The 23,659-nt window shown below is 69.5% G+C and carries 21 protein-coding genes; 9 read left to right on the forward strand and 12 right to left on the reverse strand.

The window, feature by feature from the left end:
- Positions 1–42 precede the first annotated feature (42 nt).
- Positions 43–396 (reverse strand): DUF3499 domain-containing protein, encoded by a 354-nt coding sequence (locus tag L942_RS05470; protein WP_037355688.1) that lies wholly within the window; start codon positions 394–396, stop codon positions 43–45.
- 79 nt (positions 397–475) lie between these two features.
- Between L942_RS05470 and L942_RS05475 the strand changes: the two genes are divergently transcribed.
- On the forward strand, positions 476–940 hold the full coding sequence (locus L942_RS05475) for a metallopeptidase family protein (protein WP_009083045.1): 465 nt from the start codon (positions 476–478) through the stop codon (positions 938–940).
- Positions 941–1,208: 268 nt separating this feature from the next.
- On the opposite strand, the gene L942_RS05480 is transcribed toward L942_RS05475, so the two are convergent.
- Both L942_RS05480 and L942_RS05485 read right to left on the reverse strand, forming a co-directional pair.
- The gene (locus L942_RS05480; RefSeq protein ID WP_037355689.1) at positions 1,209–4,514 is read right to left on the reverse strand and encodes a glycosyltransferase family 2 protein; all 3,306 of its coding nucleotides are present in this window, start codon (positions 4,512–4,514) and stop codon (positions 1,209–1,211) included.
- Positions 4,515–5,008: 494 nt separating this feature from the next.
- Positions 5,009–5,332: a WhiB family transcriptional regulator gene (locus tag L942_RS05485; protein WP_037355639.1), complete on the reverse strand. Its 324-nt coding sequence runs from the start codon at positions 5,330–5,332 to the stop codon at positions 5,009–5,011.
- A gap of 223 nt (positions 5,333–5,555) precedes the next feature.
- Here L942_RS05485 and L942_RS05490 point away from each other — a divergent pair, with 223 nt between their 5' ends.
- Positions 5,556–6,305: a site-2 protease family protein gene (locus L942_RS05490; RefSeq protein ID WP_081654945.1), complete on the forward strand. Its 750-nt coding sequence runs from the start codon at positions 5,556–5,558 to the stop codon at positions 6,303–6,305.
- Positions 6,306–6,309: 4 nt separating this feature from the next.
- Here L942_RS05490 and L942_RS05495 read toward each other — a convergent pair whose 3' ends face one another.
- The 3 genes from L942_RS05495 to mshB are packed head-to-tail and all read right to left on the reverse strand — an operon-like array spanning position 6,310 to position 8,319.
- Positions 6,310–7,101 carry a hypothetical protein gene (locus L942_RS05495; protein WP_037355643.1) on the reverse strand — a complete coding sequence of 264 codons (792 nt, stop codon included), beginning with the start codon at positions 7,099–7,101 and terminating at the stop codon, positions 6,310–6,312.
- A complete protein-coding gene (locus L942_RS05500; RefSeq protein ID WP_037355690.1) occupies positions 7,094–7,495 on the reverse strand; it encodes a hypothetical protein in 402 nt (133 codons plus the stop codon). Before L942_RS05500 ends, L942_RS05495 begins: the two co-directional genes overlap by 8 nt.
- Positions 7,492–8,319 carry an N-acetyl-1-D-myo-inositol-2-amino-2-deoxy-alpha-D-glucopyranoside deacetylase gene (mshB, locus tag L942_RS05505; RefSeq protein WP_037355645.1) on the reverse strand — a complete coding sequence of 276 codons (828 nt, stop codon included), beginning with the start codon at positions 8,317–8,319 and terminating at the stop codon, positions 7,492–7,494. Before mshB ends, L942_RS05500 begins: the two co-directional genes overlap by 4 nt.
- A gap of 658 nt (positions 8,320–8,977) precedes the next feature.
- Here mshB and L942_RS05510 point away from each other — a divergent pair.
- The 5 genes from L942_RS05510 to L942_RS05530 all read left to right on the forward strand — a co-directional run bounded on the left by L942_RS05510 (position 8,978) and on the right by L942_RS05530 (position 14,970).
- Positions 8,978–10,726 (forward strand): ABC transporter family substrate-binding protein, encoded by a 1,749-nt coding sequence (locus L942_RS05510; RefSeq protein ID WP_037355647.1) that lies wholly within the window; start codon positions 8,978–8,980, stop codon positions 10,724–10,726.
- Between the two features lie 189 nt (positions 10,727–10,915).
- Complete coding sequence (locus L942_RS05515; RefSeq protein WP_037355649.1) at positions 10,916–11,896, forward strand: ABC transporter permease; 981 nt, start codon at positions 10,916–10,918, stop codon at positions 11,894–11,896.
- Positions 11,889–12,848, forward strand: coding sequence for an ABC transporter permease (locus tag L942_RS05520; RefSeq protein ID WP_037355651.1), 960 nt, complete (start codon positions 11,889–11,891; stop codon positions 12,846–12,848). Before L942_RS05515 ends, L942_RS05520 begins: the two co-directional genes overlap by 8 nt.
- Positions 12,845–13,942 carry an ABC transporter ATP-binding protein gene (locus L942_RS05525; protein WP_037355653.1) on the forward strand — a complete coding sequence of 366 codons (1,098 nt, stop codon included), beginning with the start codon at positions 12,845–12,847 and terminating at the stop codon, positions 13,940–13,942. The genes L942_RS05520 and L942_RS05525 overlap by 4 nt, the downstream gene beginning before the upstream one ends.
- On the forward strand, positions 13,939–14,970 hold the full coding sequence (locus tag L942_RS05530; RefSeq protein WP_037355655.1) for an ABC transporter ATP-binding protein: 1,032 nt from the start codon (positions 13,939–13,941) through the stop codon (positions 14,968–14,970). Before L942_RS05525 ends, L942_RS05530 begins: the two co-directional genes overlap by 4 nt.
- A gap of 61 nt (positions 14,971–15,031) precedes the next feature.
- Here L942_RS05530 and L942_RS05535 read toward each other — a convergent pair whose 3' ends face one another.
- Both L942_RS05535 and typA read right to left on the reverse strand, forming a co-directional pair.
- Positions 15,032–16,735: an ABC transporter family substrate-binding protein gene (locus L942_RS05535; protein WP_440201296.1), complete on the reverse strand. Its 1,704-nt coding sequence runs from the start codon at positions 16,733–16,735 to the stop codon at positions 15,032–15,034.
- Positions 16,736–16,979: 244 nt separating this feature from the next.
- On the reverse strand, positions 16,980–18,908 hold the full coding sequence (gene typA, locus L942_RS05540; protein ID WP_037355658.1) for a translational GTPase TypA: 1,929 nt from the start codon (positions 18,906–18,908) through the stop codon (positions 16,980–16,982).
- Between the two features lie 221 nt (positions 18,909–19,129).
- Between typA and L942_RS44845 the strand changes: the two genes are divergently transcribed.
- On the forward strand, positions 19,130–19,288 hold the full coding sequence (locus tag L942_RS44845; RefSeq protein ID WP_200862699.1) for a hypothetical protein: 159 nt from the start codon (positions 19,130–19,132) through the stop codon (positions 19,286–19,288).
- A 422-nt stretch (positions 19,289–19,710) separates the two neighbouring features.
- On the opposite strand, the gene L942_RS05545 is transcribed toward L942_RS44845, so the two are convergent.
- Positions 19,711–20,010 (reverse strand): YciI family protein, encoded by a 300-nt coding sequence (locus L942_RS05545; protein WP_037355660.1) that lies wholly within the window; start codon positions 20,008–20,010, stop codon positions 19,711–19,713.
- A 177-nt stretch (positions 20,011–20,187) separates the two neighbouring features.
- Here L942_RS05545 and trpS point away from each other — a divergent pair, with 177 nt between their 5' ends.
- A complete protein-coding gene (trpS, locus tag L942_RS05550) occupies positions 20,188–21,153 on the forward strand; it encodes a tryptophan--tRNA ligase (RefSeq protein ID WP_037355662.1) in 966 nt (321 codons plus the stop codon).
- 22 nt (positions 21,154–21,175) lie between these two features.
- Here trpS and L942_RS05555 read toward each other — a convergent pair whose 3' ends face one another.
- From L942_RS05555 to L942_RS05565, 3 genes are read right to left on the reverse strand one after another with little or no spacing between them, the layout of a single operon-like run.
- Positions 21,176–21,577, reverse strand: a complete 402-nt coding sequence (locus L942_RS05555) for a (deoxy)nucleoside triphosphate pyrophosphohydrolase (protein WP_037355664.1) — start codon at positions 21,575–21,577, stop codon at positions 21,176–21,178.
- Between the two features lie 4 nt (positions 21,578–21,581).
- Positions 21,582–22,922, reverse strand: a complete 1,341-nt coding sequence (locus L942_RS05560) for a sensor histidine kinase (RefSeq protein WP_037355666.1) — start codon at positions 22,920–22,922, stop codon at positions 21,582–21,584.
- On the reverse strand, positions 22,919–23,611 hold the full coding sequence (locus L942_RS05565; protein ID WP_037355668.1) for a response regulator transcription factor: 693 nt from the start codon (positions 23,609–23,611) through the stop codon (positions 22,919–22,921). The genes L942_RS05560 and L942_RS05565 overlap by 4 nt, the downstream gene beginning before the upstream one ends.
- Between the last annotated feature and the right edge of the window lie 48 nt (positions 23,612–23,659).

Genomic DNA, 23,659 nt, shown 5'->3' on the forward strand with positions numbered 1-23,659 from the left:
CACTCGCGCCGCGGGCGAAAGCCTACCGGTCGGGAGGACAGCTCAGGCGCGCCCCGGGAGGACGCGCAGATGGCCGCGCCTGCCGGAGGGCCCTTCGGGCTCGGGCGGCGCGGCCGGGACGTCGGAGCGACCGGCCTCGCGGACCGCCTCGGCCAGCGCGGTCAGCTCGTCGGCGGACTGCTCCGGAGCGGCGAAGGCCCCCTCGTGCCGGACGACTTCCCAGCCCTTCGGGACGGTCAGCCGCAGCGCGTGGGCCTCGCAGAGATCGTAGGAGTGCGGTTCGGAAGCGGTGGCCAGCGGTCCGACGACCGCGGTCGAGTCCTGGTAGGCATACGTGAGCGTGGCGACAGCGGGTTCGAGGCAACCCGTTCGCGAACATTTCCGTACGCTCCGCACGATCCGAAACGATAGCGCGTCGCCGCAAGCGAGTACCGGCGACACGCGCGTTCCCCTGGCGACCGCATAGACTTGGCCGGTGGCGACGGCTCGTGACTACCGACAACGGCAGCGGCTGCGACGGGACCGGCACGGCCGGGGCCTGCGCGGAACGCTCTATCCGGCGTCCCTGCCCGCGGCCGCGAGCCGGGCGGAACGCTTCGACGCACTGGTCCTGGACGCTCTGGAACCGATCGAAGCCCGCTGGCGGCACGAGCTGACAAAACTCGACGTAGCGGTAGACGACGTCCCGGAAGTCCGCATGGACGGCCGAGCCCCCGCAGACGGCGTGCTGCACGACGGCGCAGTGCCGCTGTCCAGGCTGGTCCCAGCAGGAGTAGACCGCACCGGCCTGCCCACCCGCGCACGCATCGTCCTCTACCGACGCCCACTGGAAGCACGCGCGAAAGACCCGTCAGAACTAGCAGACCTGGTCCACGACGTACTGGTAGAGCAAGTCGCAGGCTACCTAGGCGTAGAACCAGACGTCATCGAGGGCGACTGACCCAGACCGTCCGTGACGGGAACGCTCACAGACCCAGATTCCCCCCCAGGGGTCCCCACCCCCACGAGCCGCAGCCGCCGCACCCAACCATCGAGGCACCCAGCCCTGGCCCTGCACCCCGATACGAAGCCTCCCTGCGGTTCGGGGGTGCTTGTCAAGGCATCTTTCCCGCCTTGACAAGCACCCCCGAACCGTCAGCACAATCAAGCTTCGGGGTGCCCCACGCCACTCACCACCTGCAATGTCGCCGCCAGGCGACGAGCAGCTCTCACCCCACCCTCCCCCGCGAAGGAATCGCCGTCAGCGCCGTAAACAACACCGCCGCCAACTGCACCAACAGCAACAACCCCCGCTCAGTCCCGGGAAAGGTCACCGAAACCTCCGAAGGCCGCGGCGGCACCGACACGGCGACCTGATGCCCCCAAGCAGGCACGATCGGCACGGCCTTCCCGTTGACGCTGGCCTGCCACCCGGCCTCCTGCTCAGCCGCCAGCACCAGCAACCGCCCGGTCGGCCCCTCCGACGCCCGCACCCGCACGTCCGGCAACCGCGCCGCCACCGGCGAGATCCCCGGATTGGTCCCCGGCGTACCCCCGCCGGTCACGGCCTGCTTGGCCAGCTCCGGCGAGATCAACGCCACCTCGCCGGACTTGGGCAGCAACCGCAACGTCGGCCGCCCGTCCGAAGTCGGCGCCGCCACCGCGACAAGATCGCTGGCCGCCGCGGCGAACGCCCGAGCGTCCGTCCCCACCGGCAACACCACGTACTGCACCCCAGAAGCCGCTGCCGCCGCGAACACCCGCTTCAGCGCCGCGACATCCCCTTGGCCCAGCCCGCTCCGCCAGTCAGCCAACCGCTCCGGCGTCCCCTTGACCGGCGCGAGCTCATCGTCGCCGAAAAGCGCCAGCCGGCCGCCGGTCTGCCGCACCTGCGCGGCACTCACATCGAGCACCGACCGCCCCGTCGCAGCGACATCCGCCGCCACCTCGGGCGCGAGCTGCGGACGCGCCGCCGCCGTCAACGGCCCTTCGGACCCGGTCGCGACCGCCCCGGCCGCCAACGCGGCCACCACCACAACGCCAGCCACCGCCAGCACCTTCGGCAACCACGCCGCGGGCATCGCCGGGCCGCCCCGCTGCCAGGTGGCCAGCACCGCCCACAACAGTCCGGCACCGATCACCAGCAACGGCACCCCGGCATATCCCGGCGCGGGCGCCCCGCCCTGCATCGGCGTCAGCTGCACCTGCCGGACCAGCACCACGCCGATCAGCCCCAGCACCGCCAGCGCCAGCCCGCCGACGACCTGTTTCCGCGGCCGGACGACCAGCGCGACGAGCGTCGCCGCGAGCACCACCACTCCGGTCGGCCACGCTCCCGGACCGCCCGGCGTCAGGCCGGCAAGATCCGTGGCCGACGCGGGAGCGGCTGGACCGCCGAGCCCCTGCAGCAACAATTCGGGATGCCGCAACAGGACAGTCGGCCACGGCAGCAACAGCACGAGCGGCAACAGCACCACGATCCCGACCGACGCCACCCGCCGAGCCAGCCCGGACGGCGCGGGCAGCACCACGAACCCGACCAGCAGTCCGACTAGCGCGAGCCCGTGCGCGAGCGGCGAGAACGCGCCAAGCAACGCAACGCCGAACGCGGACAACGCCGAGACGTGCAACCACCGCGTACCCGGCCGGGTCAGCAACCGAACGATGCCCGCGACCACCAGCGGCAGCACGAGATGGACCACGACCACATCGAGCCGCCCCTGCGCCACCGACGCCGTCGCGGCGGGCAGCAAGGCGTACGTGGCGGCGACAGCGGCGCGCACCCAGCGGCGCACGGCGAGCTTGCGAGTCGCGACGTACGCGCTGAGCGCGGCGAGCGGGATATCGCCGATGAGCAGGATCGCCACCAGAGCAGCCGGTCCGCCGATCGGAGCGAAGATCGCGCCGAGCGTGCCGAGCACCGGCAGCGTCGCGGGAGCGGGCGCACCGGTGCCGCCGGCGATCGGGTGCCACGGCGACAGATACGTCGACCAGATCTCGCCCAGTCCGCCGACCGGCAGCAACTGGCCGCCCCACAGATCGAGACCGAGCCGCCCGCGGTTGAGCACCAACGCCAGCGCGGTGAGCAGAACGACCAGCACGACCGGCGGCGCGAAAACCGTCGCGGCGAGCACCCGGCGCCGGTTGACCTCCACGAACACCAGATCCGGTTCCGGCGCGGCCGGTTCCGGGCGGGGCGCGGGCGACGGATGGGCGGCGGTCTCCTCGGCCGGTTCAGTGTCCTCTTCGGACACCGGCGTTTCCGGCAGCGTGACCGCGACGACCGTGCCGGGCCGGCGCAGCCCCCGGCCGCGAGTGCTCAAGCCGCGCAGCGCACCGGCGGGCAAGGCGTCCGGACCGACCGGACGCGCGCCGGACGCGGCGAGCGCCTCCGGCGGAATCCACGCCGACTCCTGCTCGACGCTCTCCGGCACCGTCCCGAGTGCTACCTCGCTCTGTACCCCGCGCCGGACAAGTCCAACCACTCCGGCGCTGATCGCGTTGCGCAGCCTCGTCATCCGGCTCGTGAAAAGCCCTCGGACCGTGCCCGGCCGCGGCTGCTCCTTCCGCCACGCCCGGGCCGCGCGAAGATTTCCCTTGCCCCCGCACAGGTATCCGAGCGCGGCCAGTTCCGCGCCGGCTTCGGTGGTGCGCCGCAGCACGAAGAACACGAACGCGCGCAGGACGAGCAGGACCGGCAGCCGGACGAGCCCGAACCAGAACGACGGGGTCGAGCAGTTCACGAGAAAGACGCGTACGCCGTGCGACCGGTTGAGCGCGGCGAGCGGACGTCCGCCGGCGTCCGGCGTGCGCTGGCCGGTGGACAGTGCGCGGGCGTGCCGGACGCGCGCGGCGGGCACCGACAGCACGAGCGAGCCGGCCGCGTTGGCGCGCCAGCCGAAGTCGAGATCCTCGCGCAGCAACGAGAAGTCCTCGTCGTAGCCGCCGAGGGCGTCCCAGAGTTCCCGCCGCACCAACGATCCGGCACTCGGCACGGCGAGGACCTCGCTGGGTTCGCCGTCCGGCGCGGCCATCTGCTGGCGGTGCCCGGAGGCGTCGGTGGACAGCCCGGCCTCGACGATCAGCCGCGGATCAGTCCAGTCGGTGCCGAGCGGGCCGAGCACTTTCGCGGACGGGTTTTCTTCCGCGGCGCGCACGAGCTGATCGAGGCAGTCCGGTTCGGGAGCGCAGTCGTCGTGCAAAAGCCACAGCCACGTTCCCGGGTCGCCCCACCGTTCCACCGCGTGCGCGACAGCCGCGGCGACCGCCTCCGCGAACCCAGTTTCACTCGGCAGAGTGACAACGGAAGAGAGCACCGGTTCCTCGGCGGCCGCGCCCGGCTGCGCTGCGTCGGCGAGCAGTTTCGGGGTACGGTCGGTTGATCCGGTGTCCACGGCGACCACGTGCCGCGGGCGGACTGTGCTGCGCCGCAACGCGGAAAGCGCTAACGGCAGCCATTCTTCGCCGTCGTGACAGACCACAATGGCCAGAACGGGCAACGTCCGCACGGCGGGCGGAACGACGGTGCGAGGCAAGAACGGCTCCTGCTCGGACGGGACGACGGGTGCGGTCACCCTACGGCCTGCGCCGACGCGCGGGCACCGGCCCACGCCGTGCGTCCGGCGGATCCCACCGCGTGGACGAACCGCGGCGGGGAACAAGAAGAATTCCGCGGCCTCGGTTGCCAGCGGTCTCCGGGGCGCGCACGGGAACGGGCAGTGGCCCGTCCCCGGCGGCGTTCTCCGGTACGCCAAGGTTTCCGAGGCAGAAGACGAAGATCACATCGAGAACCACGGCACACCAACCGGTTTCACCGCGTTTTGTGCACCGCGTTCTCGCGAACGCCTGTGCCGGTTCTCACCACAACAGACGGTCGCCAAACCCGCCGCGAGTGGACGACCCGACCCGCGCACAGCGGGGGTCCGGGGGCGAGCCCCCGGGCGGGGTCTGGGGGCCGCACCCCCAGAAGACACCTGACCGGCCCGTGGTCCGCGCTTTCCGCGGACCCACGTCTCGCCTGAAACGCCGGTCAGACAGCCCGTTTCTTCAGCTTGCGACGTTCCCGTTCGGACAGTCCGCCCCAGATGCCGAAGCGCTCGTCGTGCGCCAGCGCATACTCGAGACAGTCGTCCTTGACCTCGCAGCCAAGGCAAATCCGCTTGGCTTCCCGGGTCGAGCCGCCCTTCTCGGGGAAGAACGCCTCCGGGTCGGTCTGCGCGCACAGGGCGCGCTCCTGCCAGTCCTGCTCCTCGGGGACGTCGAAAAGGTCGGTCAGATCCCCGAGCTGCTGCTCCGGGTTCTCTCCCCAACCCACGACGTGCCCCCATTCCCTGTTGTCCGCTTCCAACCGCACGTCCGCCTCCTCGCTCCTACGCACTCCCCAGGCTGGCGGTGGTGAAACGACACCCGCTGCCCCCTCCGACAGCGAATGACATCACTGTGATTACACCTGTGTAGGTCGGCCAGGTCAAGCCGAGTAGCGAGTTCGGGGGATCCCTGTGCCCGGGTGCGCAAGGGGACACGCCGAAGACTTCACACCGGGCATACGGAAGACTGGTGGGGTGCAGAGATCAGCAGTGCGCCCGAGCCCGATCTTCCTCGGCATCGTCGCCGTCGCCGTCGCCGGTGGTTTCCTGGCCGCATACGGTGACTTCACAAATCTCCACGACCCGATGTTGATCGCCGGCGTCGTGCTGCTCGTCCTGGGCGGCTGGATGGCTTCGCTGGCGCTCCACGAGTTCGGCCACGCCTTCGTCGCCTTCCGCGGCGGCGATCACGAGATCGCTCACAAGGGGTACCTCTCGCTGGACGTCCGGCGCTACGCCGACCCCGTCCTGTCCTTCGTGCTGCCGCTGATCTTCTTGCTGATCGGCGGCATCCCGCTGCCCGGCGGCGCGGTGTGGATCAACCGCGGCGCGCTGCGCAACCGCGCGACCGCGTCGTGGACCTCGCTGGCCGGCCCGCTCAGCAACCTCGCCGTCGGCGCGGCGCTGTGCCTCGCGACGATGCTGATCCCGATGGCGGCCGGCCTCTTCTACGCGATGTCGTACCTCGCGCTGCTGCAGGTGATGACGTTCCTGATCAACATCCTGCCGGTGCCGGGGCTGGACGGCTGGGGCGCGCTGGAGCCGTACCTCTCGCCGCAGGCCCGTGCGTTCGGCGCGCGCGTCCGGCCGTGGGCGCCGCTGGTGCTGTTCGCGCTGTTCTTTCTTTTCCGGCCGCTGTCGGATCTGCTCTGGACGATCGCCGGGCACATCTACGAGCCGCTCGGCGGCAACGCGGGCGCCTCCTACCTCGGGCAGGTCGCGTTCCTCTTCTGGCGGTGAGGGCTCAGGCCCACTGCCGGTGGGCCATGAGCCACGCGTGCCCGCGCTTGTACACCTTTTTGAGCCCGGAGCGCTCGCCGAGATAGTCGCCCGCCGCGCCGACCACCGGCAGCATCCCGAGCACCCGGTGGATCCAGCGGCCGCGCGGGCGCTTCTCGAGTTCGCCGGTGATCCCCCACAGCGACTTGCCGAGGTGCCAGAGCGTGCTGGCGACGGCTTTCGCCGTGACCTTGCCGTGTTTGCGGTGGGATTCGTCGAGTTCCTCGGTGAGCCGCGCGGTCTCACTGTCCTCTGCGGACTTCGCGGACTTGTCGTGGCCCGCGCCCGCCGCGAGGTCCGGGTCGATGTCGCGCTGGAACAGCACCGAGGCGATCAGCCGGACGCGGCTGCCGACGTCGGTCACTCCGTACTCCCCCGCGATCGCGCAGAGCACCAATCCCTGCGACGCGGCGCCGAGGGTGTCCTGCACCGGCAGCCGGTCGGCGAGCGCCCCGCCGAGACCGGGGATCGACGTCAGCAGCGAGGTGAGCCTGCCGACGCGGTTGACCCACCAGCTCGCCCGCTGGTCGATGTCCATCGCCGCCCACCCCGCGGTGCCCGGCAGCTTCACCGTCGTCAGCGCGCGGAGCAGTTTCTTCTTGAGCCCGGCGTCGGCGAACTCGTCCTCCCCGCGGCGGGCGCGCGCCTGCAGGCCGAACGGGTCCGCCTCGCGCAGCGCGTCGATCACCGGTCCGCAGGCGCGGACGAACGGCCGCAGAATCGCGACGACCTGACGGTCCGAAATGGCCTCAGACACGGACGCCTCCCTTCGCCGCGGCCCGGCCGAGCCCGCCGCCGAGGACCAGTGCGGCGGGCAGTGCGCTCGCGCCGAGCAGCAGCAGCGCGCGCCAGTCCTGGACGAGCACGACGTCGCCGCCCGGACCGAACAGGCCGACCCCGAACACGACGAGTACCCACACCAGCAGCGGCACGAACGACAACCCGGGCCGGACGAGCTTCGCCGCGGTCAGCACCAGCCACGGCGTCGTGATCGCCCCGACCACCGCGGTGATCGGGAACGGCACCTCGCCGAGCGGACCGAGCCGCAGCGGAAGGAAGAACAGTTCGAGCAGCGCCAGCACGACCGCGTCGGCCGCCAGCAGCACCAGCATCAGCCGCTGGTCGCGAGTGAGCGGGGCGGACACCGTCACCACCCGCCGAACAGATCGGTCTCGGCGCCGCTGCCGTCGCCGTGGGCGAGCACGAAGTACTCGGCGGACGGGATCGGCTGGGCGATGCTGTTGGTCAGCGCGAAGTGCGGGACCGCGCCGTCGACCACGGTCAGCTGGGTTTCGTGCGCGCGCAGCGCGGCCAGTTTCGCCTGCCGGTGCGCGGAGATGTCGACCACAGTGGTGATCTTGCCGTCCGGAGTGGACGGAAGCTCGCCGTCGGCGGCCACCCGGAACGGTGAAGTTCCGTCGGCACGCAGTTCGGCGAGCCCGACGGCGAGCGCGGCCTCGGACTGGACCACGTGGAAGACCCGCTGGACCGACGGCGCGTCCGGGGCCGCCGCCATGGTGATCTCGTGCGCGCGGATGTGGTCGGGGTGGCCGTAGCCGCCGAAGGAGTCGTAGGTGACGACGACCTGCGGGGCGAAATCGTCGATGAGCTCGCGCAGCTGAGCGGTCTGCTCCTCGGCCGAGCCGCCGGTGAACGCCCGCGGATGCTCGGCGGACGGCGTGCCGGCCATGCCCGAATCGCGCCACCGGCCGATGCCGCCGAGGTACTCGTGCCGGGCGAGGCCGAGCGCGGCGGCCGCGGCGGCCATTTCCCCGGACCGGTACCCGCCGAGCTGGTCGGCCTCCGCTGCGACGAGCTGGGCGAGCCGAGGCGGGACGATCTCGCCCTCTTCGCCGAGAGTGCAGGTCACGACGCAGACCTCGGCGCCTTCGGCCGCGTACCGGGCGATGACTCCGCCGGTGGCGATGCTTTCGTCGTCCGGGTGCGCGTGGACCAGCAGCAGCTTCCGCTTCACGCCCTCAGGTTAATGACCGTCGCCGCGGCGCCCGGGACGCCGACCCCCGGCGCGGCGTTCCGGAACCGGAAAACCGCAGCGTGCACGGGAAAATGCATTCGCATCCCACAAAGCCGGACCAGCGTCCCGCAGCGTGGGCGTTCCCTTCCGCGGAACGTTCCGCGGTTCGGAATGCGCGGACGAAGACGCAAGATGCTCGGAACACCCACCGAGTACCTGTCGTCGTGCGGGCAGCCGTGCCCGCGTCCGGCGGTGGGCGCATTGTTTCGCTTCACGAGATCGGACCAATTTCTTGTCACTCCGGGTTCGTCGCGGCCGCGCGACTGCTCCATTAGCTGGGGTACCGCATACGGAACGGGATGGTTATTGTCCGCCGGGCCGGCCGGCCCACCGGGCTGGGCAGCCACCCAAACCGGGCGAAAATTGCGGTGATCAACTACTTAACGTAGTCGATCAAGTGCGGAAACCGCGGTGCAACCAGGGGGCACGAGATATCTGTTCCGCAACGATCTCACTGAGAGTGTCCGGATCGATAGGTTTGGCGTCTGTCCAATGCCTAAGTTTCACGGCTACGGTGAGCAACGCGATACAGATCGGTGCTTGCGCGTCAGGAAGAGCCGCCTCGCAAACCCGCGAAGGCGTCGAGCAAGGAGAATGAATGTTAGTGACGACTAGGTCGCGTGCCGCGAAACTCGGCGCGTTCGTCGCGGGCGCGGCCCTTCTGCTCTCCGCATGCGGTGGTGGCGGAGGCGGCAACAGCGCGGTGCAGACCGGGCAGGCATTCGCCGACTGCGACAAGAACCCGAACACCTGCAACTCGGCGCAGCCCGATCAGCTCCAGCAGGGCGGCGACGTCACCTACGCCATCGAGAAGAACGTCCCGAACTGGAACGTCATCTCGGCCGAGGGCAACGTCTTCGAAACCGGCGAGGTCACCAAGGGCCTGCTGCCCTACACCTTCTACGCGACGCCGGACCTCAAGCCGGTCCTGAACAAGGACTTCGTCGAGTCGGCCGACGTCACCAGCACCAGCCCGCAGACGGTGGTCTACAAGCTCAACCCGAAGGCGCAGTGGTCGGACGGCACGCCGTTCTCCGCCGACGACTTCATCTACAACTACAAGGTCCAGAACGGCAAGGACTGCCCTGACTGCGCCGCGGCCAGCACCGCGGGCTACGACCAGGTCAAGTCCGTCACCGGCTCCGACGGCGGCAAGACCGTCACCGTCGTGTTCGACAAGCCGTTCACCGACTGGAAGCTGCTCTGGAGCTCCGGCGGCGCGATGTACCCGGCGCACCTGGCCAAGCAGCACGGCGACATCAACACCCCGGCCGGCCTCGCGCAGTCGTTCAAGTGGTTCGGCACGACCGTCCCGACCTGGTCGGGCGGCCCGTGGAAGATCTCGAAGTTCGTCAACAACCAGTCGGTCACCGAGGTCCCGAACGAGAAGTACTGGGGCACGAAGCCGCGGCTGAACAGCGTCATCTTCCGCGTCATCACCGACGCGACGCAGGAGCCGACCGCGCTGCAGAACAACGAGGTGCAGGTCATCTACCCGCAGCCGCAGGTCGACCTGATCAACCAGGTCAAGCAGATGCCGAACATCTCCTCGTTCATCGGCCTCGGCCTCACCTGGGAGCACTTCGACTTCAACCTGAAGAACCCGGCGCTGTCCCAGAAGCCGCTGCGCCAGGCGCTGTTCACCGCGATCAACCGCAAGGACATGATCGCCAAGACCGTCGGCCAGTTCACCAACAAGGTCGAGCCGCTCAACAACCACAACTTCGTGCCGCAGCAGACCGGCTACAAGGACACGGTGAGCTCGACCGGCCAGGGTTCCGGTGACATCGAGAAGGCCAAGAAGATCCTGACCGACGCCGGGTACAAGCTGAACAACAACCAGCTGTCCGACCCGAGCGGCAAGCCGATCCCCGAGCTGCGCATCCGCTACACCGTCGGCAACCAGATCCGGCAGAACGAGTGCGAGCTGTTCGCGCAGACCGCGGCCCAGCTGGGCGTCAAGGTGAAGGTCCAGTCCACCGACGACCTCGGCCAGACCACCACCAGCGGCGACTACGACGTCATCGTGTTCGCCTGGGTCGCCTCGCCGTTCCCGTTCGGCGGCGCCATCCAGAACTGGGGCACCGGGCAGGGCAACAACTACGGCAAGTACAGCAACCCGCAGGTCGACAGCCTGATGGCGCAGGCCAACGCCGAGACCGACCAGACCAAGGCGGCGGACCTGCTCAACCAGGCCGACCAGCTGATGTCCGAGGACGCGTACGTGCTTCCGCTGTACCAGAAGCCGACCTTCATCGCCTCGTCGGACAAGATCGCGAACATCCGCAACAACTCGACCCTCGACGGGCCGGTGTACAACATGGCGGAGTGGGGCATCCGGAAGTGATCAACGACCGGTAGATTCCCGCGGGACACCCGGTGAAGGGCCGGCCGAAGCTGCCGGCCCTTCACCGTATCCGCCCTCTAGTGCCGTTTTAGTTCCCGAACACCACGATTGCCCCGTTACGTCGCCTAAGGCCCTGCCACCACGAGCGGCGGGCGATGGCAGAACACCGTCCAGAGCAGGAAGACCTCCATGCTTGCCTTCGCACTGCGCCGGCTATTCGTCTCGGTGCCGATCCTCATCTTGTCGACGTTCGTCGTCTTCGTGATGGTGTCGCTCTCGGCCAACCCGTTGACCCCGCTGATCGCGAGAAACCCGCCGCCGCCCCCTCGCACCATCGAGCTCGAACGCATCCGGCTGCACCTCGACCAGCCGATTCTCGAGCGTTACTGGCACTGGATCACCGGCGTGCTGCACGGTGATTTCGGTCCCTCGGTCCAGTCCACCATGAACATCGGCAGCGAGGTGTTCGGCCGCTTCGGCGTGACGCTGCGGCTGATCGTGCTCGCCATGGTGGTGGCGTTGATCCTCGCCATCCTGATCGGCGTGATCAGCGCGTCGCGGCAGTACTCCAAGTTCGACTACACCGCGACCTTCTTCGGCTTCCTGTTCCTGTCGATGCCCTCGTTCTGGTTCGCGCTGGTGCTCAAGCAGGTCGGCATCGGGATCAACGAATCCGTGGGCGACCAGGTCTTCTACACCATCGGTTCCTCGTCGGTGGTCGCCTCGGGCGGGTTCTGGGCCCAGTTCGGCGACGTGCTCGGCCACCTGATCCTGCCGACGATCTCGCTCGCGCTGACCAGTTACGCGGCCTGGAGCCGCTACCAGCGCGCGTCGATGCTCGAGGTGCTCAACAGCGATTACGTCCGGCTCGCGAGGGCCAAGGGCCTGCCGCGCTGGACGGTGACGCGCAAGCACGCGCTGCGCAACGCGCTGATCCCGCTGACCACGGTGACCGCACTCGACATCGGCTCGATCCTCGGCGGTGCCGTGGTGACCGAAACCGTGTTCCAATGGCAGGGTGCGGGCGCTTTCCTGCTGGAAGCGATCAAGCGCAGCGACGTGTACGCGGTGGAGGCGTGGCTGCTCATCGCGGCGACGTTCATCATCCTGCTCAACCTGATCGCCGACCTGCTCTACGGCCTGCTCGACCCGAGGATCCGCTATGCCTAACGACGTATTCGACACCCCGCCCACGACCCTGGGCGGCGCTCGGTTCGCTCCGGACGACCCGCAGACCCCGCAGGGCGCGCCGGAACGCGAGTTCACCGTCAAGGAGCGCAGCCAGGCCCAGCTGGTGTTCCGGCGGTTCCTGCAGCACCGGCTCGCGATGATCAGCCTCGTCGTGTTCGTGCTGATCATCCTGTTCGCCTACCTGGGCGCGGCGATCTGGAAGTACAACGCGGCCGACATCACCGACCAGAACTCGGCCCCGCCGTCGGGCGACCACCCGTTCGGCACCGACGCCGTCGGCCACGACACCCTCGCGCAGGTGATGCGCGGGACGCAGATCTCGCTGCAGATCTCGATCCTGGTCGCGATCTTCGCGACCGTCGTGGGCACCGTGTGGGGCGCGGTCGCCGGTTATTACCGCGGCTGGCTCGACACGGTCCTGATGCGCATCGCCGACCTCGTGCTCACGCTGCCGCTGCTCGCGGTGGCCGCGGTGCTCGGCCACCAGTCCGGCGGCACGTGGTGGCTGATCGCGGTCGTCATCGGCGGGCTCTACTGGGCGTACGTGTCCCGGGTGGCCCGCGGCGTGGTGCTTTCCTTGCGCGAGAAGGAGTTCGTCGAGGCGTCGAAGGCGCTCGGCGCGAGCGACAGCCGGATCATCTTCCGGCACCTGGTGCCCAACGCGCTCGGCGCGATCATCGTCAACCTGACGATCCTCGTGTCGATCGCCATCCTGCTCGAGACGGCGCTGTCGTTCCTCGGCTTCGGCGTGCAGCCGCCGGACACCTCGCTCGGGCTGCTCGTGAGCAGCGCGCAGACCGCGATCGACACGCGGCCGTGGCTGTTCTACTTCCCGGGTATTTTCATCATCCTGATCGCGCTGACGATCAACTTCATCGGGGACGGCCTGCGGGACGCGTTCGACCCCCAGCAGACGAAGGTGCGCGCATGACCCAGAACGTCTCCGACGGACGCGGCGGCGATCCCGTCCTCGTCGTTGAGGACCTGACCGTGCAGTTCCCGACCAGCGAGGGCGTGGTCAGCGCCGTGCGCGGGGTGAACTACCAGCTTCGCCGCGGCGAGGTGCTCGGCATCGTCGGCGAATCGGGCTCCGGCAAATCGGTGACCTCGCTCGCGGTGATGGGCCTGCTGCCGAAGACCGCGAAGGTGTCCGGCTCGATCCGGTTCGGCGGGCAGGACCTGCTGAAGGCGAGCGAGAAGGGCCTGAACAAGGTCCGCGGCAAGGGCATCGCGATGGTCTTCCAGGACCCGATGACCTCGCTGAACCCGGTGTACACCGTGGGCGACCAGATCGCCGAGGCGATCACCGCGCACCACGACGTGCGCAAGGACGTCGCGAAGAAGCAGGCCGTCGAACTGCTCGACCTGGTCCGCATCCCGAACCCGAAGCAGCGCGCGGACGAATACCCGCACCAGCTGTCCGGCGGCATGCGCCAGCGCGTGGTGATCGCGATCGCGATGGCCAACAACCCGGACGTGATCATCGCGGACGAGCCGACCACCGCGCTCGACGTGACGGTGCAGGCGCAGATCCTCGAAGCGCTGCAGGCCGCGCAGAAGGAAACCGGCGCGGCGATGGTGCTGATCACCCACGACCTCGGCGTGATCGCCGGGCAGGCCGACCGGGTGCACGTGATGTACGCGGGCAAGGTCGTCGAATCCGGCACGGTCGACGACATCTTCTACAACCCGCGGATGCCGTACACGCTGGGCCTGCTCGGCAGCCTGCCGCGGCTGGACGTGAAGACCGACCGGCTCACGCCGATCACCGGTTCGCCGCCTGCCACGCAGAACATGCCGCCGGGCTGTCCGTTCAGCCCGCGCTGCCCGCTGTCGCAGCCGATTTGCGACGAGGAGGAGCCCGAGCTCGTCGCCGGGCCGAACGGCCAGCACGCGGCGTGCCACTTCACCGAGCAGGTCGTCGGGAAGGACCCGGCCGAGCTGTTCAGCGCCACCTCGGCCGACGCGGCAGCCGTCCCGGTCGCCGTGGACGCCATCGCGACCGACACGGAGACGAACCAATGAGCGAGGCCACGGCGGGACAGGCCCCCGTCCTCTCCGCGCAGAACCTGGTCAAGCACTTCCCGATCCGCGGCGGCGGCATCCTGCGCCGCGTTTCCGGGGCGGTGCAGGCAGTGTCGGACGTGTCGTTCGACATCTACCCGCACGAGACGCTCGCGCTGGTCGGCGAATCCGGGTGCGGCAAGTCGACCACCGCCCGGGTGGCGCTGGCGCTGCAGCCGCTCACCGGCGGCAAGGTGACCTACGAGGGCAAAGACCTCGCGACGATGGGCAAACGCGAACTGCAGCGGCTGCGGCGCAGCATGCAGATCGTGTTCCAGGACCCGTACGCCTCGGTCGACCCGCGGCTGCCGGTGAACGAGATCATCGCCGAACCGCTGCGCATCCACGGGCTGTACGAGAAGGGCGGCAAGCAGCAGGTCCGCGACCTGATGAAGACCGTCGGGCTGCGCCCGGAGCACGGCAACCGGTTCCCGCACGAGTTCTCCGGCGGGCAGCGGCAGCGCATCGGCATCGCCCGGGCGCTCGCGTTGAAGCCGAAGGTGCTGGTGCTGGACGAACCGGTGTCCGCGCTGGACGTCTCGATCCAGGCCGGCGTGCTGAACCTGCTGAAGGACCTGCAGGCGGAACTCGGGCTGTCGTACCTGTTCGTGTCGCACGACCTTTCCGTGGTGCGGCACGTGGCGGACCGGATCGCGGTGATGTACCTCGGCAAGATCGTGGAGACCGCGCCGTCGGAGGAGCTGTTCGAGAATCCGGCGCATCCGTACACGCAGGCGCTGATCTCGGCGATTCCGGTGCCGGACCCGCGCAAGGAGCGGACGCGGCAGCGGATCGTGATCACCGGTGACGTGCCCAGCCCGGCCAACCCGCCGTCGGGCTGCCGGTTCCGCACGCGGTGCCCGAAGTTCGCCAACCAACTGGACGACGCCGGGCGCGAGAAGTGCAAGACGGAAGAGCCCGCGTTGGTGGACCGCGGACAGGCGCACCCGGTGGCGTGCCACTTCGCGGAAAGCCTGCAGCTGATCTGACGCGGCAGTCGAAAAAGGGCCTCGCACTTGATCGTGCGGGGCCCCTTTTTCGCGTGCGGGATCAGGTCGCGCCGCGGGTCCAGTTCACCGCGGAGCCGAACGGGCCCTGCATCGGCGGACCGGGCGTCAAGCCGGAGATTCCCTTGCCCACCGCCAACGTATCGGCTTCCTGGAACAGCGGGATCACGACGTTTTGGGACCACAGCTGCGGTTCCAGCGTCTTGAGCGAATCGGCGACCGTCGCGGATCCGGTGAGGGCCGAGTCGATCGTCGCTTGCAGGCCCTGGTCGCACAGTCCGGCGGGATTGGCCGGGATCACCGGTTTCGTCTTGTCCACGGGCGTGGGCTCGGGGGCACAGCCGTAGCTGGACGCCAGAACCGTCGCCGGGTCGCCGCCGACGGGCTGGCCCACGACGGCGATGTCGGCGCCGACGGTGCTGTTCGAATCCGGGCTCGCCTGCTGTTTCCCGTTCACCACCGGCATCGCCAGCAGGGACGAATACAGATCACGCGGCTGCGGTTTGATCTGGTTGACCTCGATGCCGCCCGCGACCAGCTCCGACGCCAGTTCCTTCGCGATCGACGCGTACGGTTCCTGTTCCCCGGGCGACGCCAGCACTATCGACAGCGTCTTGTTTCCCTTGCGCCAGACGCCAGCTTCCTTTTTGTACCCGGCGGCGGTGAAGTACTGCTCGGCCTTGGTCGCGTCCGGCGCGGCGGGCGGGCCGGCCGGAATGGTCGGCGTGTACCCCTTCGCCGACGGCGGCAAGACCTGTGCGTCCGCCTTCAGCGCGGCGGACGGGCCGCCCTTCGCTCCGGCGGAGATCAGTTTGCCGCGGTCCAGCAACGCGGCGACGCCCGCGCGGACCTGGGGATCGGAAAGCGTCGCGCTCACCGGACGCAGCAGCACCGACGCGGTCAGCGGACGCGGCAGCGTGTGCAGTTTGACCGCCGAGCCCAGGTCGTTCAGCAACTGCAGGCCGGTGGAATCGGTGCGGGTCAAGGAAAACTGGTCGTTGCCGCTGCGCAGGGCGGTCGCGATGCCGGACGCGTCCGAGCGGCGCAGGATCAGGGTGTCGACCGCGGCCGGCTTTTCCCAGTACCGGTCGTTGCGCTGGAGCGTCGCTTCGCCGCGGGCGGTGTCGATGGTTTTGATCGCGAACGGACCGGCGACCGCGGGGAAGCTCGTCGCGAGGGCGTTCGCCCAGCCGCCGGGCGAATCCTTGAGCAGGTGCTGCGGCAGCAGGTTGTCGAACAGCGTCTGCCAGGCCGGATACGGTTTGCTGAAGGTGACCTCGACGCCTTTGCCCCCGTCGCGGGATTCGATGTCCGAGATCAGCCGGTAGCCCGCCGGTTCGATCACGCCGGGGTTCGTCTTCATCGCGTTGGCGAGGTAGATGAAGTCCTCGGTGGCGATCGGGGCCCCGTCGGACCAGGAGGCGTCCGGGCGGATCACGTACTTCACGGTGAACGGCACCTGGGAGATGACGTCCGCCGAGACCATCAGCGTCTTGTCGAGCGTGCGCGTGCCGTCGTCGGACTGCCGGAACACCGAGGGCAGCAGCAGCTGGGACAGGGCCGTGGTGATCGTCGACGCGTCGGCGATGCTGTGCGGGTTGTACCCGCCGACCACGTCGTCCACGCCGACCACGATCTGCGACTGCGCCGCCGCGCTGGTCGTGCTCGACGGCGGGGCCGACGTGACCACCGGGGGCGGCGGGGTGTTCGAACACGCGGCGAGAAGCACTCCCGCCAGCGCCAGCACCGGCCCCAGCCGGCGTCCGAATCGCACGCTCGTCCTCCTGAAAGTTCCCGCCGCGCTCCGTGGTCCGAGCGGACATGCTGCCATGCCAGGGCGGGGGCCGGCATCGAGATTCCCACATCGGCCGCCACCCCGTGACATCGGAGTGGATACCGCCATCAGAGTGGACGCGCGAGCCACCGTCGCGGTTCACGCGAAAGGGCGCCTCCCGGGAACGGGAGGCGCCCTTTTTTCACCTGCGCGAGGTTCAGCTGTTTTCGCGGCTCTTGGCGCGCGAGCGCTCCTTGGCGCGGGTCGCGATGTCGAGCGTGACCTTGCGGACCCGCACGACCTCCGGCGCGACCTCGACGCATTCGTCGCTGGCGCAGAACTCCAGCGCCTCCTCGAGGCTCAGCTTGCGCGGCCGGGCGAGGCGCTCCAGCTCGTCCCCGGTGGACGAGCGCATGTTGGTGAGCTTCTTCTCCTTGGTGATGTTGATGTCGAGGTCCTCGAGCCGCGGGTTCTCGCCCACGACCATGCCCTCGTACACCTCGGCTCCCGGCTCGACGAAGAAGCTGCCGCGGTCCTGGAGCTGGATCATCGCGTACGCGGTGATCGGGCCGGACCGGTCGGCCACCAGGGAACCGGTGTGCCGGGTGCGGATCTCGCCCGCCCACGGGAAGTAGCCCTCGAACACGTGGTTCGCGATGCCGGTGCCGCGGGTTTCGGTGAGGAAGTCGGTGCGGAAGCCGATCAGGCCGCGCGAGGGCAGCACGTAGATCAGCTTGATCCGGCCGGTGCCGTTGCCGCTCATGTCCTCCATGCGGCCCTTGCGGGCGGCGAGCAGCTGCGTGATCGCGCCGAGGTGCTCCTCCGGCGAGTCGATGTACAGCCGCTCGAACGGCTCGTGCAGCTTGCCGTCGATCGTGCGGAGCACCACCTGCGGCTTGCCGACGGTCAGCTCGAAGCCCTCGCGGCGCATCTGCTCGACCAGGATGGCCAGCGCCAGCTCGCCGCGGCCCTGCACCTCCCAGGTGTCCGGACGCTCGGTGGGCAGCACGCGGATCGAGACGTTGCCGATCAGCTCCTGGTCGAGGCGGGCCTTCACCAGCCGCGCGGTGACCTTGTCGCCGCCGTTGCGCCCGGCCAGCGGCGAGGTGTTGACGCCGATGGTCATCGAGATGGCGGGCTCGTCGACGGTGATCCGCGGCAACGCGACCGGCTCCTCGGGGTCGGCCAGGGTGTCGCCGATCGTGATGTCCGGGATGCCGGCGATCGCGACGAGGTCGCCCGCGCTGGCCTCGGTGGCCGGCACGCGGGTGAGCGCCTCGGTGACGAGCAGTTCGGAGATGCGGACGTTCTGGACCGAACCGTCCTCGCGCATCCAGGCCACGGTCTGGCCCTTGCGGAGCTTGCCCGCGTGAATGCGGATCAGCGCGATGCGGCCGAGGAAGTTCGACGCGTCGAGGTTGGTGACCAGCGCCTGCAGCGGCGCGTCCGGGTCCGCGACGGGCGGCGGGACGTGCGTGAGCAGCGTCTCGAACAGCGGGTCGAGGGACTCGCTGTCCGGAAGGCCGCCGTCGGCCGGCTGCTCCAGCGACGCTTTGCCCGCGCGCGCGGACGCGTAGACGACCGGCAGGTCGAGGATCGCGTCGTGGTCGGCGTCCTCGATGTCGCTCGCCAGGTCGAGCAGCAGGTCGTGGGTTTCCTCGACGACCTCGGAGATCCGGGCGTCCGGACGGTCGACCTTGTTGACCACGAGGATCACCGGCAGCTTCGCCTCGAGCGTCTTGCGCAGCACGAAGCGGGTCTGCGGCAGCGGTCCCTCGCTCGCGTCGACCAGCAGCACGACGCCGTCGACCATGGACAGGCCGCGCTCGACCTCGCCGCCGAAGTCGGCGTGGCCCGGGGTGTCGATCACGTTGATGGTGACCGTGCCCTCGGGGGTCTGGCGGTGGATGGAGGTGTTCTTGGCGAGAATGGTGATGCCCTTTTCCCGCTCGAGCTCACCGGAGTCCATCACGCGGTCGACCACCTCGGCGCGTTCGGCGAAGGCGCCGGACTGCCGGAGCATGGCGTCGACCAGGGTCGTCTTGCCGTGGTCGACGTGGGCGACGATCGCGACGTTGCGCAGGTCGGGCCGGGTCTTGCCGGACGCGCGGCCGGTTTCGACCGCGGTGGCGCTGGCTGCGGGCACGCGAAGACTCCTGAACTCGAAAGAAAGGCGGGTGGCACCGCGCGGCGAACGAAGATCACGGGCACCGGGAAATGCGACCGGCTCTCGCTGACCGGCTTTGGCCACACGCGGACTCCCATCAGGATACCTGCTGGGTTGGTGTGAGGAGCGCCACGCCCTATGATCGGTTAGGCTCACCTAACCTTAGGGTGTCCTGGCTGCCGGATTGAGGAGAGTGCGCGGTGGGGAAGAAGCACGCGGATGATCCTCGGGCTGTGGTGCGGAAGCTGATGAAGGCCGGGAAGGTCAAGAAGAAGTGCTGCCGGTCGAAGGATCGGTGCAAAAAGTGTCCGGTGCTGGCGTTGAAGAAGGCGCAGAAGCAGGTGGCTCGGGCTGCTTGAGGTCTTTCCGGGGCGGCTCGTCGCCTGGCGGCGACATTGCGCCTCGTCCGGCGTGGGGCACCCCGAAGCTTGATTGTGCTGACGGTCTGAGGGTGGTTGTCAAGGCGGGAAAGCGTGCCTTGACAACCACCCTCAGACCGCAGGGACGCTTCGTATCGGGGTGCAGGGCCAGGGCCGGGTGCCTCGATGAGTTGGGTGCGGCGGTTCCGGATCGTCGGGGGGCGGGGCTATCGCCCCACTGTGGCATTGGGTGCGCGGGGGACGCACCCAATGCCGCGCTGGGGGGCGCATCTCGGTGGGCGGCGGGCGTGAAGGGCCCCTTGAGGGAATCCAAGTCCGTGAAGGAGCCCCTCACGGACAGCAGCGGGTCGTGAGGGAACCCCGAGGGAATCAGCGTCCGTGAAGGTCGCCTCACGCGCCGGCTAGTTGTCCAGCAGTTCGTTCACCAGGGTCAGTTCCGGGGCCGTTCTGGTGGGCTGGAACTGGATGATTTCGTAGGTGGCCAGCTGGTCGACCGCGAAGGGGTCGGTGGCCAGGATCGCGTCCAGCTGCGCGCGGTCCATGGGGCGGGTGATGATGACGCCGCCGGTGCGGGGTTTTTGGCCTCCCGAGGCCAGGAAGTGGCCGTCTTCGTACTGCTTCGTGAGCCACTCTTGGTGGGCCGGGAGGGCGCGGTCGATTTCCTCTAGCGGCACGGTGTACGTGAGCACGACGACGAACATGGTTCGAACCGTAGTCCGGTGCTAGGCTCGCCGCATGCGTTTCCAGAGCACCCAGTGGTGGCCGCCCGTTGGCGGCCCCGATGCTCTGCGCTGAAAAAGAACCAGCGAAGGCCGCCCCGGTGGGCGGCTTTTTCGTGCCCGCTCCCGGGGCCTGGCAACCCAGGGAGAGGAAAACCCATGGTCCAGCTGTCCGGCATCACCCCGTCCGGTCACGTTCAGCTCGGCAACCACCTCGGCGCGTTGCGTCGGTGGGCGGCCGACGGCGGGCCGGACGATCTGTACTTCGTTTCCGACCTGCATGCGATGACCACCGCGCACAATCCGGCGAAGTTGCGGTCGCTGGCGACCGAGCAGCTGGCCGTGCTGGTGGCGGCCGGGATCGCGCCGGAGCGGGTGTTCGTGCAATCTGATCTTGCCCGGGAGCTGGGGGCGCTCACGTGGGTGCTGGAGTGCACCTGCTCCTACGGCGAGGCGGCGCGGATGATCCAGTTCAAGGAGAAATCCAAGGGCCAGGCCGGAGTGCGGCTCAGTTTGCTTACCTATCCGGTGCTGATGGCGGCCGACATCCTGTTGCAGGGGGCGGACGAGGTGCCGGTCGGCGAGGATCAACGGCAGCATGTCGAGTTGGCTCGCACGCTTGCCCGGCGGTTCAACTCCACCTACGGCGAGGTGTTCGTCATTCCGGAGGCGACGTTGCCGCCCGCCGGAGCGCGGGTGAAGGACCTGGCCGAGCCGACGCGGAAGATGTCCAAGTCCGCGCAGGATTCCGCGGGTGTGGTGTTCGTGCTGGACGAGCCGGATCAGATTCGGCGCAAGATCCGCAAGGCGCGTACCGACGGGGATTCGGTGCCGGGGTACGACCCGGAGAATCGGCCGGGGATCTCGAATCTGCTGGAAATACTGGCGGCCTGTGTGGGCGGCGACCCAGCGGAGCTGGCCGACAAGTACTCCTCGTACGGTGTGCTCAAGGATGCCGTCGCGGAGGCGGTGATCGAGGAGTTGCGTCCGGTTCGCGAGGGCACGCGTGCGTTGCTGGACGACGTCGCTGAGCTGGAGCGGGTGCGCAAGGCGGGTGCGGAGCGGGCGATCGATCGCAGCGCGCACCGGGTGTCGGCGGCGCTGCGGATGGTCGGCGCTGCTTGAAAGGCCTCGTGAGTGCTGGTTCTTACGCGGAATCAGCACTCACGAGAGCGTGCAGTGCGGGCAGCAGGTCCCGGTCCGCGGGCAGCCAGTCCAGCTCGTCCAGTTCGTCTTCGCCGACCCAGCGCAGTGCGGTGTGCTCGACCGCGCGCGGCTCGTCGCCGGGAGACACGAGCGCGGCGGAATACACGCGCAGCACTTTTCCGCCCGGCAGCGGGATTTCCGGGCCGACCCGCTCGCCGACGGTGACCGCCACGTCCAGTTCCTCGTGGCATTCCCGGGCCAGCGCGAAGGCCTCGGTCTCGCCCTCCTCGACGCGCCCTCCGGGCAGTTCCCACTGGCCCGCGTGATGCGGCGGCCAAGCCCGTTGCTGGGCAAGTAGCTTGCCGTCGCGCACCAGTGCCGCCCCGACGATGACCGCGTCCATGCGCTCAGTCTCCCCCACCGGATTCACCGGTCCGCGCCCGCCAGGTGACCTCGAACCGCGCGCCGCCGTCCGGCGATTCCCCGACGCGTACCCTGCCGCCTCTCCGGCGCACCGTTTCGGCGACCATCGCCAGGCCCAGGCCCGTTCCGCCGGACGAGCGCGCCCGGTCGTCGGACACGCGATAAAACCGGTCGAACACCTTGCTCCAGTGCTCAGGCGCGATGCCCGGACCGTCGTCGTCCACCACGACCCGCACCTTCGAACGCGAGGCCAGCACGGACACCACGATCTGGCCGGACGCGTACCGGCAGGCATTGCGCAGCAGGTTGTCCAGCACCAGCTCGACCTCCTGGTGCGCGGCCAACGCCCACGCCTGCGCGACCGCACTGCTCACCCGCGTGTCCGGTGCCCCGGACGGCAGCCTCCGCACCGCGGCACGGACCTCGGACACCACCTCGACCGGTTCCGCGGGCGGCACTTCGCCCGCGTCGGAGCGAGCAAGCGCGAGGAGGCCGTCGAGCAGGCCGGACAGCCGTTCGGACTCTTCGAGGATGTCGGAGAGCGTCTCCTGCGCCAGTTCCGGATCAGGGTTCGTGACAGCCACCTCGGCCTGCACTCGGATCGACGCGACCGGGGAACGCAACTCGTGCGCCGCGTCGCCGGTGAACCGGCGCAACCGCTGGCTGACTTCTTCCTGGCGTTCGAGCAGCGCGTTGAATTCCTCGGCCAGCGCGCGCATTTCGTCGTGCGACGTCGGCAACGGCAGGCGCGAACCCGGCGGCAACGTGCGCACCAGCCCGCGCATCCGCGCCACCGGCCGCAGCGCGAGCCGCACGACCAGCCAGGTCGCCAGCCCCGCGACCAGCGCTCCCACCAGCGCGACCACGACCAGCCACAGCCCGCCGTAGTGCACCGCGGCGGCGAACCCGACCAGCCCGGCCCCGGCGACGACCAGCCGCTGGCTGCCGTCCGGCGCACTGACCACCTGACCGCGCCAGCGCGATCCGTCCGACTGCACCGGCAAGCCCGCCTTGAGCTGCGAAACCTCGGGCTCGGTCAGTTTCGGCCGAGCCTGGCCGTCCGCCGGATTCCCGGCGATGTCGAGCACGCGCACCGTGACCGGGTCCGCCGAGGCGAGCGGCTTCCCGGCGGAAACCGCGCCGGTCGCCGGGCCGAGCGCGGCGGTCAGCTCCTTGTCGACCGAATCGGTGAGCAGCGGGTCGAGCTTGTTCGCCGCCAGCGCGGCGAGCCCGAGCAGGCAGCCGAGCGTGATCGCCGCGGCCAGCACGGTGATCCGGACTTGCAGCGAACGGCGGCTCCACCACGACGACGGCGAGCCGGTCACATGACCTCGTCGAGCTGGTCGTCCGAGGCGAGATAACCGTGCCCGCGCACCGTCCGCAGGATCGAGCCCGCGCCGACCGCGTCGAGCTTGCGCCGCACGTAGCCCACGTACACCTCAACGAGATTCCGCGTGACGGCCTGCTCCTCGCCCCACACCGCGCGCAGCAGCTCGTCCTTCGTCACGACCGTCCCCGCCCGGCTGACGAGCACCTCCAGCAGTCCGAATTCGCGTGGGCTCAACGGCACTTCCCGGCCGTCCCAGCGCACCTGCCGCAGCGCCCGGTCGACCTCTAGCGCGCCGAGTCTCAGCGCACCGCGCGACGCGTCCGGCCCGGCCCGGCGCAACACCGCCCGCACCTGCGCGACCAGCACGACGAACGAGAACGGCTTCACGAGATAACCGTCCGCGCCGAGGTCGAGACCGTCGGCCTGGTCGATCTCGCCGTCTTTCGCGGACACCAGCAGCACCGGGGTGGTCACGTTCTCCGCGCGCAGCCGTTCCAGCACGCGGTAGCCGGACAAACCGGGCAGCATGATGTCGAGCAGCACGACGTCGAACGAACCGGTGCGCGCGAGCTGCAGCCCGGTCGGCCCGTCCGCGGCGGTGACCACGTCCATGTCCTCCGCGCGCAGGCCGCGTTGCAGCGCCTTGCGCACACCAGGTTCGTCGTCGACGGGCCTGTCCGTGATCTTGTGGGTGGTGGGTGATCTTGACCATGCTGGGGCGGGTGCTCCGGT

The organism is Amycolatopsis orientalis DSM 43388, assembly GCF_000411975.1.
Lineage (GTDB): Bacteria > Actinomycetota > Actinomycetes > Mycobacteriales > Pseudonocardiaceae > Amycolatopsis > Amycolatopsis orientalis_D.